The organism is Galliscardovia ingluviei, from assembly GCF_014635685.1.
In the GTDB taxonomy this organism is placed as follows: Bacteria; Actinomycetota; Actinomycetes; order Actinomycetales; family Bifidobacteriaceae; genus Galliscardovia; species Galliscardovia ingluviei.
Map to the genome: position 1 here is coordinate 82,590 of NZ_BMDH01000002.1, position 13,499 is coordinate 96,088.

12 protein-coding genes are annotated in these 13,499 nt (G+C 44.7%); 4 read left to right on the forward strand and 8 right to left on the reverse strand.

Annotated elements, in window-relative coordinates; genetic code table 11:
• The first annotated feature begins 135 nt into the window (after positions 1-135).
• Positions 136-834, forward strand: a complete 699-nt coding sequence (rpiA, locus tag IEU85_RS04560; RefSeq protein ID WP_188355331.1) for a ribose-5-phosphate isomerase RpiA — start codon at positions 136-138, stop codon at positions 832-834.
• Positions 835-951: 117 nt separating this feature from the next.
• Here the strand turns inward: rpiA and IEU85_RS04565 are convergent, their stop codons facing one another.
• Entirely contained in the window at positions 952-1,569 is a 618-nt protein-coding gene (locus IEU85_RS04565) for an HdeD family acid-resistance protein (RefSeq protein ID WP_188355074.1), read from the reverse strand.
• 79 nt (positions 1,570-1,648) lie between these two features.
• Positions 1,649-2,350 (reverse strand): tetratricopeptide repeat protein, encoded by a 702-nt coding sequence (locus IEU85_RS04570; RefSeq protein WP_188355075.1) that lies wholly within the window; start codon positions 2,348-2,350, stop codon positions 1,649-1,651.
• Positions 2,351-2,458: 108 nt separating this feature from the next.
• Here IEU85_RS04570 and IEU85_RS04575 point away from each other — a divergent pair, with 108 nt between their 5' ends.
• A complete protein-coding gene (locus IEU85_RS04575) occupies positions 2,459-2,683 on the forward strand; it encodes a zinc ribbon domain-containing protein (protein ID WP_188355076.1) in 225 nt (74 codons plus the stop codon).
• A gap of 126 nt (positions 2,684-2,809) precedes the next feature.
• Here IEU85_RS04575 and IEU85_RS04580 read toward each other — a convergent pair whose 3' ends face one another.
• From IEU85_RS04580 to IEU85_RS04595, 4 genes are all read right to left on the reverse strand, one after another.
• Positions 2,810-3,886: a 2,3-butanediol dehydrogenase gene (locus tag IEU85_RS04580; RefSeq protein ID WP_188355077.1), complete on the reverse strand. Its 1,077-nt coding sequence runs from the start codon at positions 3,884-3,886 to the stop codon at positions 2,810-2,812.
• A gap of 388 nt (positions 3,887-4,274) precedes the next feature.
• Positions 4,275-5,162 carry a carbohydrate ABC transporter permease gene (locus IEU85_RS04585; RefSeq protein WP_188355078.1) on the reverse strand — a complete coding sequence of 296 codons (888 nt, stop codon included), beginning with the start codon at positions 5,160-5,162 and terminating at the stop codon, positions 4,275-4,277.
• Position 5,163: 1 nt separating this feature from the next.
• Positions 5,164-6,129: a carbohydrate ABC transporter permease gene (locus IEU85_RS04590; protein WP_188355079.1), complete on the reverse strand. Its 966-nt coding sequence runs from the start codon at positions 6,127-6,129 to the stop codon at positions 5,164-5,166.
• Between the two features lie 9 nt (positions 6,130-6,138).
• On the reverse strand, positions 6,139-7,371 hold the full coding sequence (locus tag IEU85_RS04595) for an ABC transporter substrate-binding protein (protein ID WP_371866648.1): 1,233 nt from the start codon (positions 7,369-7,371) through the stop codon (positions 6,139-6,141).
• A 331-nt stretch (positions 7,372-7,702) separates the two neighbouring features.
• Between IEU85_RS04595 and IEU85_RS04600 the strand changes: the two genes are divergently transcribed.
• Positions 7,703-8,899, forward strand: coding sequence for an ROK family transcriptional regulator (locus IEU85_RS04600; RefSeq protein ID WP_188355081.1), 1,197 nt, complete (start codon positions 7,703-7,705; stop codon positions 8,897-8,899).
• Here IEU85_RS04600 and IEU85_RS04605 read toward each other — a convergent pair.
• The gene (locus IEU85_RS04605) at positions 8,838-10,259 is read right to left on the reverse strand and encodes a chloride channel protein (RefSeq protein ID WP_188355082.1); all 1,422 of its coding nucleotides are present in this window, start codon (positions 10,257-10,259) and stop codon (positions 8,838-8,840) included. The two genes, IEU85_RS04600 and IEU85_RS04605, sit on opposite strands and share 62 nt — an antisense overlap.
• A 120-nt stretch (positions 10,260-10,379) precedes the next feature.
• Positions 10,380-11,675 carry an OFA family MFS transporter gene (locus IEU85_RS04610; protein WP_188355083.1) on the reverse strand — a complete coding sequence of 432 codons (1,296 nt, stop codon included), beginning with the start codon at positions 11,673-11,675 and terminating at the stop codon, positions 10,380-10,382.
• Positions 11,676-12,095: 420 nt separating this feature from the next.
• On the opposite strand from IEU85_RS04610, the gene IEU85_RS04615 reads away from it, so the two are divergent.
• Positions 12,096-13,445, forward strand: a complete 1,350-nt coding sequence (locus IEU85_RS04615; protein ID WP_188355084.1) for a Na+/H+ antiporter family protein — start codon at positions 12,096-12,098, stop codon at positions 13,443-13,445.
• Positions 13,446-13,499: the final 54 nt, after the last annotated feature.

The window sequence follows — 13,499 nt, forward strand, 5'->3', positions numbered from 1 at the left end:
TCATACACTAGTACTACGATATGCACGTTCAAATATGGAGTGTACATATCGCCAAGTGTGATGAGGTTGTTGTACGCTAGAGCTTGGAAACCATAGCATACACATATATGTTTATGCACAGCTAAAGGGGGCATGATGGACAAGGCACAGCAAGACGCGCTAAAGAAGGCAGCTGGCATTGAAGCAGCAAAATTAGTGGAAAACGGTATGGTTGTCGGTCTGGGCACTGGCTCAACCGTTCGTTTTTTGGTTGATGAGCTCGGTCGCCGTGTGCAGGAAGAAGGCTTGCAGTTCACTGGCGTAACCACTTCTCGCCGCACCCAAGAGCAGGCAGAAGGCTATGGCATTAAGATTGTTGATGTTGATGATGTAGACCATATTGATGTCACTATTGATGGTGCTGACGAAGTTGATAAGAACTTCGATGGCATTAAGGGTGGCGGCGCTGCTCTCTTGTGGGAAAAAATTGTGGCTACAAACTCCAACCGCATTGTGTGGATTGTTGATGAGACAAAGGTAGTGGATACCATCGGCGCTTTCCCACTGCCTGTTGAAGTTATTCCATTTGGTGCTGGTCATGTTATCAGCCGTTTCAAGGATCGTGGATACAATCCTGTACTACGCCTCGATGCCGATGGACAGCCAGTACGCACCGATGAAAAGAACTATGTAGTTGATCTGCATCTTAACCGTATTGATCACCCTCGTGAACTTGCTGAAGACCTCATTAACACTGTTGGCGTGGTTGAACATGGTCTATTCCTGAACATGGTGGATATGGTTATTGTCGGTGACCCTAATGGTCCACGTGTAATGACCAATAGCAACAAGTAAAGCATATAAGTACTTACTACTGGTACTAACTTACTTATACAGATAAGTGGTCCTCTACACATAATGTAGAGGACCACTTGCGTTTGTCATGATGTGTATTTGAAAAGCAATACTGTATTAGCGAATCTTGCCGAAAGTAAATGCGCGGTATAGCGAGATTACACCAAGCACAATCATCATAATGCCAGCAAATGCGATAAGCATAACTGCTGAACTAAATGGTTCAATAAGAACAATTACGCCAGCGATAATAGACAGTATTGACGCAGCAATAGCCCATCCAGAGCGAGGACCCCATGATTCTGCAAGCCCTAAAATACCTTCAATAATCCATCCAATACCCACATACGCCACAGTGATAAACGTCAGCGACGCGGTAGACACTTGAGGATTACGGATCATAGCAATACCGCCAATCAAGAGTACCAAGCCTAGAATAATACCCAGCACGCGCCATCCTGCAGGAAGTAGTGGTTCAACAATTGCGCCAATAATGCGTACCACACCAGAAATAATAAAATAGATACTGATGGCTACTGCAAATAGTACCAAAGTTTTACCAGGCAGCAGAAGCAGCGCCAAACCAATAATGCATGACACTGCACCAAGCACGCCAAGTACTGATTTCACAACATGAATTGCTCGAGAACCTAGCTGATTTTCAAACAGTGAAAATGGGTCATTAATAATTTGTGGATCAAAAATTTCATCCTCATCAGTTTGTGTTTTATTCATTAATATCAACCTTCTTTATGATTCTTCGATATATGAAAAAATAACAGTACTTCACATCGGTCTAGATATACACTACTACCTAGAAATCAAAAACTTCATCAGGCGACCTATATTGTTCCGTGCGTTGTACTCCTTCTCGTGCTTTTTCAAGTTGCTTACGATACCAAGTAATTCCACCATATTCTGCAGCTCGAAGTTGTTGTTCAGCAGATTTGTAAAGCTGGTATGCTGCAGCAAGTCGATCTTCATTTTCAAAATCACCGGCACCATGCTCAATACTGGTTGCTAACCGCAGATAAATGCTCCCAATAACCGCATTATCTTCCGGATTTTTGTAATCACAATGCTTTCGCGCCAGATCATTAGCTTTACAATACCATTGATATGCCTGTTCTGCATCATGTGGTTTTCCAGAAGCATAGTAATAGCAATCACCTAGCTTGTAGCATGCCTCCTCATTACCTAAACCTAAACCAATCTCATACCAGCGCGCAGCTTCTTCCATATCTTTTGTACCTAACCGACCAAACTGGTACATGTATCCAAGATTTGTCGCAGCCTGACCATTACCTAACTGCGCACTAATTTCATACCAGTGTGCAGCTTTCTTGAAGAGCTGAGATTTTTTCTCACTTATGCATTCATGCATTGCCTCCTGATAGTCCTTTGCACCAATAGTCAGCGAAATAGCTCCTTTACTATGCTGATCTTCTATACTGTTATAGTATTCATCATTTTGTGCTGTCAAATTCTTACTTATTCGTGGGTCTATATCTGCCATTTGCACCTCTTAGTACACGAACACTACTGTCTTTAGTATAGCCTTATTAATAGCTTATTGTTGTATTAACTGATTCAGTCTGTAAAGTGATTTTGCTAGAATGCGGTTATGGAACAGAACTTTCAAATACCGACGCAATACACATGCACCAAATGCGGATGCACTGAGTTTTCTACTGACGAAATTCATACTACTGGCGGTAATGTTTCCAAGCTTTTTAATGTGCAGAATAAGCGTTTTATTACTGTTTCCTGCAACAACTGCGGATTTACCGAACTCTATAAAGAGCAAACATCAACTGGTATGAATGTGCTTGACTTTTTAGTAGGATAAGACACTTTCATATTCATAAAGCAACACCATATATAACAGCTGGATCTCACAGCATAAACACATGCATACAAAAGAAGCTCGAGGCTAACCCCGAGCTTCTTTGCGTTATGACTTATCTAATAAGCTTTACAAACCCTTACCAGATGGGGAGACCAAAATCTTTACAGCAGTCTCATTGTGGTGAATCAGAGTCTCAAAACCTTCATCAACTAAGTGCTCAAGACCAATCTTGCCAGTAATAAATGGCTTCAAATCAACCTTGCCGCTCTCCACAAGCTTAATGGTATCTGGATGGTTATTGACATACGCAATAGTACCGCGCAGGTCGATTTCCTTCATAACCAGCTTGTGCATATCGAAGTTGGACTTCTTACCCCAGATGGAGATAACCACGATAACGCCAGTTGGCTTAACAGCATCCATCAAGGTGTCCAATACAACCTGCACGCTGGTAGCTTCGAATGCTACATCAGCACCCTTGCCATCGGTGAGCTTCTTAACTTCTTCAGCAACATCAACTTCAGCTGGGTTCAAAGCCACATCTACTACACCAGCATCCAATGCCTTCTGACGACGCAATGAAGAAAGCTCAGAAATAATAACCTTAACACCAAGAGCATGCAATACTGCTGCTGTCAGCACACCGATTGGACCTGCACCACCGATAACAGCGGTCTGTCCAGCCTGTACGCCAGAACGCTTTACAGCGTGGTATGCCACGGACAATGGCTCAATCAATGCAGCTTCATCCAGTGGAACACTCTTGTCAATCTTGTGTACCCAGCGACGCTTTACTACGATGTTCTCAGCCAAGCCGCCACCGCGACCTGCGAGACCAATAAAGTTCATATCCTTGGACAGGTGATAGTCTACGGAGTCTGGGCCAACATTAACATCATCGCGGATAATGTATGGCTCGACTACTACATGGTCACCAACCTCAAGGTCGGTAACGCCCTCGCCAACTTCACTGACAACGCCAGAGAATTCGTGACCGAGAGTTACAGGGCTCTCCTCACCAGAAATTGGATGTGGATGTCCTGGAGCTGGGCAGAAGATAGGCCCCTCAAGGTATTCATGGAGGTCGGTACCACAAATACCAGTCCAAGCTACGTCAATACGAACGGTGCCTGGAAGAAGTGGCTGCTGCTCAATATCTTCGATACGAATATCCTTTTGACCGTAATATCTTGCTGCTTTCACTGTAGAACCTTTCTTCTTCGAAAGACTACAACTCGCCTAATGCTAATACCCTAACCCTTAGCATTTGCTCGTTGTATGGACTATGTTCGACTTCAGCAACCTTGTCGAAGTCTGCTTTAGAGGTTAGTCCGAAAACACCCACATGTCAAGGTGAGCAGTATTGCGTTTTCTCACAAAAATAACGGCTTGTCTTCAATGAAAAATTGAAAACAAACCGTTATAATACGCAGCAAAATGTACGCTAGAAGCTGACAAGTCTTTCCTGGACTGTTCTTTACTTGACCGCAACCAGCCATTAACGCCGACACACTGTCGACTCAAACCACCCTCACGACCCCATGAAAGGGGTCGCTCGGCGCGGTCAACGAACAGTCCACCGGACTGTTCTTTACTTGACCGCGCCCCTCATAACGCCGCCAATTACCCACTTCTGTGCGAATACGTAGACAATAATTACCGGAGCCATAGCCATCAAGTAACTAGAGAATGCCATTGGATAGTTCGTAGCAAACTGCGAGCTAAAGACATACTGAGCCAGAGGAATCGTCTGATTCGACTGATCCGTAAGCACAATCAATGGCAGTAGGAAGTCATTCCATGCCCAAAGCGCCGTCATAATTGCAAGGGTGGCATTAATAGGGCTCATCAGAGGGAAAATAATCGTCCAGAAAATTCTCCAAGTGCTCGCCCCATCAATACGCGCAGCTTCCTCCAAAGAAACAGGAATAGAGCGGATAAACCCTGTTGCAATAAACAGGTTGGTACCCAGACCCAAAACCATGTACAAAATAATCAAACCAAGCTGATTATCCAAATGTAACGTACCCATTTGCTTAGCAATTGGAAGCATTACTACAGGGAATGGAACAAACATAGCTGCAATAAAGAAGTAATACAGGAAGCGGAAGAAACGCTTATCCATATTACGCGCCACAGCATATGCCACAAACGTGTTAGTAAGCAGTGTCAGTACTACAGCTGCAACAGTAATAATTGCAGAGTTCAACGCGGCTTTTGGATAGTCAACTTTAGCGGAAGCATCAGCAAAATTGTGCCACTGCCAAGAGGTTGGAAGTGCAAAGGTACCTGCTTCAGCTGGGGTCTTGAGTGCGGTGACAATAGTGAAATACAACGGCACTAAAATAGTCAGCGAAAGCACTGCAATTGCTGCTGTAAGCCACCAATTAATATTATGATCCTTGCGGAATTTCACTGGCTTGCCGTCACCGGTAGTCACTGCGGTATTTGATACAGAATTCACGGTTGCACTACTCATCTCACACCTGCTCCCTGCTACCGAAGAACTTAAGCTGAATGAACGCAATAATTGCTAACACGATAAAGAAGAGCACAGCATTTGCAGTCTGATATGCGTATTCGCCACCAGTCAAACCGCCCTTCCAAATCAGATAGGTTACTGTTTCTGTTGCAGAGTTTGGACCGCCATCAGTCAACGCGACCACCTGATCGAATGTACCAAGTGCATTCTTCATCGTCAGCACGAGGTTAATAGTGAAGAATGGTCCAATCAGAGGGAATGTAATCTTCCAGAAGTTTTGCCAAGCGTTCACGCCGTCAATTTGCGCTGCCTCATAAATCTCACTATCAATAGTTTGCAAACCTGCCAAGTAAATCAATACTGAGTAGGCTACAGACTGCCATACTGCAAGAAATACAATTGGAATCCAAGATAATGTTTCACTAGTCAGCAGTGATGTTGAAAGCCATTTAATACCCAGTGCTTGTCCTAACGCTGGAAGTGGCTGCATAAAAATGTACTTAAATACGTAGCCAATAACCAGCACTGACAGTGTGTATGGGATAAAGTAAATTGCTCTAAACCCATTCTTAAAGGCAATGCGACCGTTTAACGCAACTGCAAGAAACAGCGCAATAGCGTTTACCAGCACCGTAATTAAAATTGCGATGAAGAATGAGAACAAATAAGCATGCCCTACACGGCTATCTTGGAATAGTGCAAAATAATTCTTCAAACCAATAATTTTATAATCGCCATAGCCTTGAGAGTTGGTAAATGAGTAGCCAACACCTTGAATAAATGGCCAGTACAAGAAGAATGCAAAAATAACCGCCGCTGGAACAGCCATCCAGTAGAATGCGCGATCTACTTTACGGTTGGAAAATGCGTTCTTAGCTTTTTTGGCGCTCTTTGCATTAGCTGCGCTCTTATGCGAGCGGGCGCTCTTTGCATGAGCTGTTTGTGTTGCTTGTGTAGATGTCATTTCCCCTCCTTACTCGAATGTGCGAGCCTGGACTTTGTCCCACTCGGTTTGCATTTGATTGATGAAGCGATCTACATTGCCGCTAGTCACTGCAGTTTGCAAGAAACCACCAATATTAATTGATGATGGAATGTAATGATCGCAGAAGTCTGCCACCTTATTCTTTTCAAAGAATGGGCGCACTGGCTCCAAAGCATCCGTACCAAAATGAGTTTCCTTCAATGGAGTAATTGCTGCGTTAGCATCAGCATACTCATTCAATACTTTTTCACTCATCAAGTAGTTAATGAATTCCATAGCTTCTTTTGGATGCTTAGTATTGGCACCCATAGTGAGCATGACGTCATCACCAGCAGTCAAAATTTGCTCGTCTGCATTGTTAGTGGCTGGCAATTGGGCAAATCCGATATTGATATCCTTATTAATCAGCAGAATTTGAGGGATAGCATAGGTTCCTAACGGAATAATTGCAGCAGATCCCTTGGCGAAATTCTGCGTACCCTGCTGGTAAGTTACACCCAAATCAGAATCTGAGAACTTATATAGCTCTGTTTCCTTAGTGAGTACATCAGTCCAGATTTCTTTGAAATTCGTTTCACCAGTCTTTAACTTGGTGTATTCGCTTTCTGGCACTAATGTTCCTGCCAAAGATGCCAGTGGAGCCTGCGTAGTCCATGCGTCTGCAACAGTTGCTTGTAATGGATTGATACCCGCAGCACGGAACTTGTCCATCAGCTCAGTGAATTCATCCCAAGTCTGTGGAGGATTATCTGGATCCGCTCCTACCTTGGCAAAAAGGTCCTTATTGTAAATGTATCCGGAAGCATTTCCTGCGAATGGCAGACCATACAGGCGCTTTTTTGCAGGATCCGTGGTTTGTACCAGATTCTTGGCAATCTTTACCATGCCTGGGTTCAAATTGTCAACAATAGGGTCGTCAGTAAAATCGTGGAACACACCAGATGCTGCAAACATACCGAAGCTGATGTCACCGTTGAAAGTAATAACATCTGGTACGCGATTCTTCACGAAGCGCGTACGCAAGTCGGTTTGTGCATTTGCTGAGTTATTGATATTGATGCGGATATTAGGGTGTGTATGTTCAAAATCTTTTGCTGTTTGTTTGAACCAGTCTGCAGCTTCTGATTTGAATTGGAAGAAATCGAGTGTTACAACTTGTGCATTGGCATTATCGCACCCAGCAACACCAACTGCTACGGCGAGCGAGAGAACCACGCTCATCGCTTTTGCCCATAAACCCTTTCGAGCTTGCGGCACAGCATTATGAGGAAGTGTCATACTGACTCCTTTGTCTACTACTCTCACAAATACTTGCGAAGTCGAACCGCCATCGCAGGCACACATCCTACTTATGCGAATCGTGGATACTTCGTGAAGTACTTGTATAGATTTAGTTAAATTGTAGGCTTTTGCACTTTCTATTCCTATTTACTGCGCGTCTTTCTATGAAAGAAAGTAATTCACATTATTTTTGTGTTTTCGTAAACTAATTCCCAAATTTACCCAAAATAGTAGTATTATGGTGGTGCTAATACGACATTCGGAGGTACGCATGAGCGCTGATCAATACCATAATGCCAATGTGCCACTTTGGTTTTCAGGATCAGATAACATGCATCGCGTTGCACGTACCATTGCGCAGCGCGGTCCTATTTCTCGCATTCAGCTCACCCACATGCTCGGACTTTCTCAAGGCGCTCTTTCGCGTATTACCGCGGATTTACTGCATGAAGGTGTTATTGAAGAAGTAAATACATTCACTCCAGGAATACTTGATGAGGGAAAGGAAAACGACGGCAGTGAGCATCGTGGCAGACCACAAACTGGTTTGCAATTGCGCACCGATCAAGTTTCTTTTATTGGTATTAATATCCATAGTAAAGAAATTATTATGGAACATATTAATGTGCTCTGCCAACCATATGCGCCAAGCTACAGTGAGCCTCTAGAAAGTTTTGAACCTCATGCCCTCACTAAGCAGATTGCTCGCATGATTCCGCAATGCACAGCCCCACATACGCCACCTCTTGTTGCCATCGGTATTAGTGTTGGCGGACATCACACCCATGATCGTTATGTCCAGTATGCGCCTTTTCTACGATGGAATTCCTCCGTGGATTTGGGAGGCATGGTAAGCGATGCAACTGGTCTTCCCTGCGCAATTTTTAACGATATTGACTCTCTACTGCTGAAAGAGGGCTGGTTTGGTAGCGCAACAGGATTACATTCTTATGCTGTATTAACTATCGGTGCAGGTGTAGGCTACTCGCTAGCAGTAGATGGCAAAGCCGTGAATTATCCCGATAAATCATTTGGTTTAGTAGGACATATTCCTCTCGATTTTACAGGACCTCGATGCAGCATTGGGCATGTAGGGTGTTCAAGTATATTAACAAGCGATTCTATAGCTGCTGAATACAGTGCAGAAGTTGGTCATGCCGTCTCGTATGAGCAATTTGAACGGGATGCACGAGCGTTTGTGCCTGCCGCAGTTCGACTTGCTGCTCGCACCGCACATAGACTAGGTACACTTATTGCCATTGTTGCCAATATTGCAATGCCACAAAAAATTATTATCAGCGGTGAAGGCTCTGGTATTGCTGCTATGAATATTGAAGAAGTACGCACTGGTATTACACAATATCGGCACAGCCAAGCTCAGGCAGTGGATTTTGAAATCCTACAATTTACTTGGTCGGATTGGGCTCAGGCTGCTGGCGCTCGAGCCATTGCTCGATATATCGGCTAAAGAGTACTGCACATGCTACTCCAATACCAACAAGCAGCCACATCCACATATTGACATGCGCTAGTTCTATAAGAAATACCGTAGCAAAAATACCACTGCGCTGAGTAACTGCAAGCACACATGCCGCACCAATCAGTGCCATTGCAGCAATAAGAGGTGCGATAGGAAGCGTAAATCCGGGTACAAACCACTGTGCAGCAATACACAGCGCACATCCTAGGCTTGCTCCCACACTGGCAGATGGCATCAGTAGACCGCCAATCATGCCAGCGCGCAACGAGTATGCCGTAAGTAGCGGCTTTAATACAAGTACTCCGCAAGCAACCGCTAAGCTGATAGCCACTATTGGAGTGGCATTGCCGTAGAGAATATCAAGCGTATTTTTGCCATTACCCAGCAGTTGCGGAATAATCACAGCTACGCATCCGGTTAATGTGCCAGCACTGAGCATAGTCACCATCATCAACGCGCGCTGTTGTCTAGTCGATACCACTGCATAATGGCGCTGCGCGTAACGTGTAGCCCCAGTGCAAAGTTGTCGCATGATAATGCCAACTACAGCACTGCAAACTATGACAAGCACAAATATTACTGCCAGTACTATGCCCTCTAGCGTGGAAATCTGTTCCAAACGCTGTAGCATTTGACCAGCACTAGGAAAGCGTAATGGTGTAGAGGGTGCTCCATGGTTAACTATCCATACAATAGGTGTGGCAATAGCGCTGACGTACGCTGCACTAGTGCATATTTTCCAACTATACTGGCGCAGTGTTACTCCTGCAGTAAAAGCAATAGCCGCAATAGGCGTATTATAAACTGCCGCGAGCGCTGCTCCCGCACTAGCAGCAATAGCATAGCGTGCAAGTTGAGCATTGATACGCAGCCTTGTTGTAATGGCGTAACTTATCGCTGCTGCCATTTGGCGTGGCGCATTTTCTCTGCCGAAAGAATTGCCCGCGCCCACTGCCATAACTTGTACCAGGGCGCACGCGATCATAGCCAGCAATCTGCGCGGTGCAAGGCGAGCGCCTGTGTACTGAGTGGCTTTGAGTAGTCCTGCGACAGAAAGCACCGACTCTGTTCTACGCAACCATGCCCATACGGCGCTTGCACATGCTGCGCCAATAATCACAGCAAATATTCTGCGCGTGGGATTCGCTCCTTGAAGCGCTACCATAAATGATTCGTTCCAAGTACCAAAAAATACCCAGACGCAGGCTCGTAAAAAGAGAATCATAAAGGCACCAACACCGCCGCTAACAACCCCACATAGTGTGAGCGCAAGCACATATGTTGCCAACGATGAGGCACGGCTATGTTGCTGAGCATTGGGTTGCGATGGTGTTGATGCCTTAGTCATAGTGCAGAACTTTAGCGCAAGGTGTGCGCTATACGTTCACACACGGTTTACGAAACGTTGTATAAAAATTATTTGAATATTGATTATTCGTTTCGCAGATTGTACGTTATGCAAATACTATTATTCTGCAACAGCAGCACGTGCTGGAGTTTTGCGCATAACTAGCAGAATAGATACCAGCGCTACAGCATACAGCACTGCCAAAATTGGCATCAGTGCAGCATAGCGGTGTGCCGTATCCGTAGCATGCGTCACCACAAAGGAGGCCAACTGGTTACCGGAAAGACCAGCAATAGCCCAAGCACTCAGCGCCAAACCATGCACAGTAGATACTGATTTCATACCAAAATGCTGCTCAAGCAACACTGGCAGAGTAGAGAAACCACCGCCGTATCCAGCGTTTACTAAGAAAAGCATAATCAGAATTGGAATCATCAATCCCAGCTGAATGGAATGAGTAAACACCTGCAGTAAGCACACTGCAATTGACATGACGAAAATCACCACATAGCTTGTTTCACGACGCTTAGTGTGATCGGAAAGCGTGGAGAAGCCCATACGACCCGCAGCATTGAACAGCGCATCCACTGCCAACACAGTACCAATGAATCCAGCAGCAGCGATCGCAAAAGCATGAGAGTCAAGTGAAGCATACTTTGGCAAGCCTTTAAGCACATCGTGAAGAATGTCTTTTTCCTGAGAAATAAGCGCTAAACCGCAGGTAATATTGATATAGAACGCCAACCAAATTGCCCAAAATACTGGCTTTTTAATGAGTACTTTACGGCTGATACGGTTCTCTTCCTTGTACACATAGCCTTGTGGACGCTTAATTGTGAGGTAACCAAGGAACATAGCAATGGCGTAAACTACAGAGAGAATATAGAACATATTCACTAACCCAGTAGTATTGATAAGCCATTCCATTACTGGGCTTGCAATAGCCTTTGCTAAACCAAATCCTGCAACCGCGATACCAGTAGCAAGACCCTTATTATCAGCAAACCAGAGCATCAAGTTTTTGACAGGAGTCAAGTATCCTACGCCTAGACCGATACCCATGATGACGCCGTAGAAAATGAAAACACCAGGAAGCCAGCCGACTGCAATACTGACGCCAGTTCCTGCGAAACCAACAACGAAGCAGACCAAAGAAATAATGGCCGAACGCTTAATATCACGTTCGACCATAGGTCCTAAGAAAGCCGCTGACATACCGAGGAAGAAGATTGCCAGCGAAAAGCCCCATTCAACAGTTGTAGGGGCTGCGCCGAGTTGATCGGCGATAAGCTGTTTGAATACACTCCAGCAATATACGGTACCAATAGATACGTGGATAAGTAATGCTGGGATTACTGCGCTAGTCCAGCGGTTTCCGTGGTTTTGAGTTTGCAATGTGACTCCAGTTGATGTCATGGATCCTGAGTTCGATGCAATAGCAGTATGAGATGTTTGAGATGATGTAGAAGTAATGGACGATATGGATGCGGATGATACGGATGATTGCTTTTGGTTACCATAGTGTCCTCTCCGCAAGGTCTTGCGTGTGAGATCTCACACGTTGGCAAGCCTCGCAGTTTGGAAGTTTAGCAATCGCCAATCCCCGAAAAATAGGGTTTGTCCATCATTTGGGCACAGTGTGACGAGGTGCACAATTTATGAAATACTCGATTTTCATTCCATAAATGAACATATGTTTTGTTATTTTTTTCTGGGTACTGCACTATCACAACTAGTTATGAGACTTGATTCGGCATAACTCTTACTATTAAGTACGATAGAGATGCGTTGCTCATGCAACTTACAAATATCAATCACTGCACACGAAGGGAAATTATGAACGCCGTACTTCTTGCTGTTATCGTCATGCTCGCGCTTGCTCTCTTGCGCGTTCATGTGGTTATTGCGCTCTTTGTTGGTGCTCTAGTCGGCGGTCTTACTGGAGGACTTGGCCTTGACGGCACCATGACAGCATTCCAAGACGGACTTTCTGGCGGTGCCATGATTGCCCTTTCTTATGCATTACTTGGCGCATTTGCAACTGCCGTCGCCTCTTCAGGACTGCCAGAGTTACTTGCGCAAAGTGTGATTAAGAAAATTAATAATGCTTCACATACACAACAGCAGTCCGTTATTCTTTGGGTAAAAGCAGGTCTTATTACTGGAATTCTCGCCATGTCAATTATGAGCCAGAATCTCATTCCTGTGCATATCGCATTTATTCCACTTATTATTCCCCCACTACTTACTGTGTGTAATCGCTTGCATATTGACCGCCGTCTGCTCGCTTGCGTGATGACATTTGGTTTGGTAACTACTTACATGTTTTTGCCTGTTGGCTTCGGCGCTATCTTCTTAAACCAGATTTTGCTGGGCAATATCAATAAAGCGGGACTCAACACTGACGGCATCAATATTATGCAAGCTATGGGCATTCCAGCGCTTGGCATGTTTATTGGTTTGCTCATCGCTATTTTTATTTCCTATCGCAAGCCACGCGAGTATGAAGATCGTCCTGTTGCAGATGCTCAAGAAGTTGCTGTTATTAGTAAATACAAAGTGACCGTTGCCATTATTGCTATTATTGTCACCTTTGTTATCCAAATTGTGATGCAAGCTATGGAAACTGAAGCAAATCCTTTGCTTGTCGGCGCTCTTGCAGGTTTAATGATTTTCCTTGCTACTGGTGCTGTCAGCTGGAAAGAGGCAGATAAAGTGTTCACTTCTGGCATGCGTATGATGGCACTTATTGGCTTTATTATGATTACCGCTCAAGGCTTTGCTGCAGTCATGACAAAAACAGGTGCTGTTGAACCGCTAGTCGCCTATGTTGCTAACTTGTTTAATGGCAATAAACCAGCCGCAGCTTTGGCTATGCTGCTCGTTGGCTTAATTGTCACCATGGGTATTGGCTCGTCATTCTCAACGCTGCCAATTATTACTACGATTTATGTGCCGCTGTGCATGTCTCTCGGATTCTCCACACTAGCAACTGTTGCCATTATTGGTACTGCTGGCGCTCTTGGTGATGCTGGATCTCCTGCATCAGACTCTACACTTGGACCAACTTCTGGGTTGAATGCTGATGGTCAGCATGATCATATTAGAGATTCTGTAATTCCAACATTTTTGCATTTCAATATTCCACTGCTGATTGCTGGTTGGATTGCAGCTCTTGTACTCTAACTCATTGCGTTTCTTAGTACGCTTCTTGCAATTACGTATATATATACGTATGTT

What these genes read in the sequence shown, in the direction of transcription:
- rpiA (WP_188355331.1), top strand. Translation starts at nt 136, where the DNA reads ATGGACAAGGCACAGCAAGACGCGCTAAAGAAGGCAGCTGGCATTGAA.
- IEU85_RS04565 (WP_188355074.1), bottom strand. Translation starts at nt 1,569, where the DNA reads ATGAATAAAACACAAACTGATGAGGATGAAATTTTTGATCCACAAATT.
- IEU85_RS04570 (WP_188355075.1), bottom strand. Translation starts at nt 2,350, where the DNA reads ATGGCAGATATAGACCCACGAATAAGTAAGAATTTGACAGCACAAAAT.
- IEU85_RS04575 (WP_188355076.1), top strand. Translation starts at nt 2,459, where the DNA reads ATGGAACAGAACTTTCAAATACCGACGCAATACACATGCACCAAATGC.
- IEU85_RS04585 (WP_188355078.1), bottom strand. Translation starts at nt 5,162, where the DNA reads ATGAGTAGTGCAACCGTGAATTCTGTATCAAATACCGCAGTGACTACC.
- IEU85_RS04590 (WP_188355079.1), bottom strand. Translation starts at nt 6,129, where the DNA reads ATGACATCTACACAAGCAACACAAACAGCTCATGCAAAGAGCGCCCGC.
- IEU85_RS04595 (WP_371866648.1), bottom strand. Translation starts at nt 7,371, where the DNA reads ATGAGCGTGGTTCTCTCGCTCGCCGTAGCAGTTGGTGTTGCTGGGTGC.
- IEU85_RS04600 (WP_188355081.1), top strand. Translation starts at nt 7,703, where the DNA reads ATGAGCGCTGATCAATACCATAATGCCAATGTGCCACTTTGGTTTTCA.
- IEU85_RS04605 (WP_188355082.1), bottom strand. Translation starts at nt 10,259, where the DNA reads ATGACTAAGGCATCAACACCATCGCAACCCAATGCTCAGCAACATAGC.
- IEU85_RS04610 (WP_188355083.1), bottom strand. Translation starts at nt 11,675, where the DNA reads ATGACATCAACTGGAGTCACATTGCAAACTCAAAACCACGGAAACCGC.
- IEU85_RS04615 (WP_188355084.1), top strand. Translation starts at nt 12,096, where the DNA reads ATGAACGCCGTACTTCTTGCTGTTATCGTCATGCTCGCGCTTGCTCTC.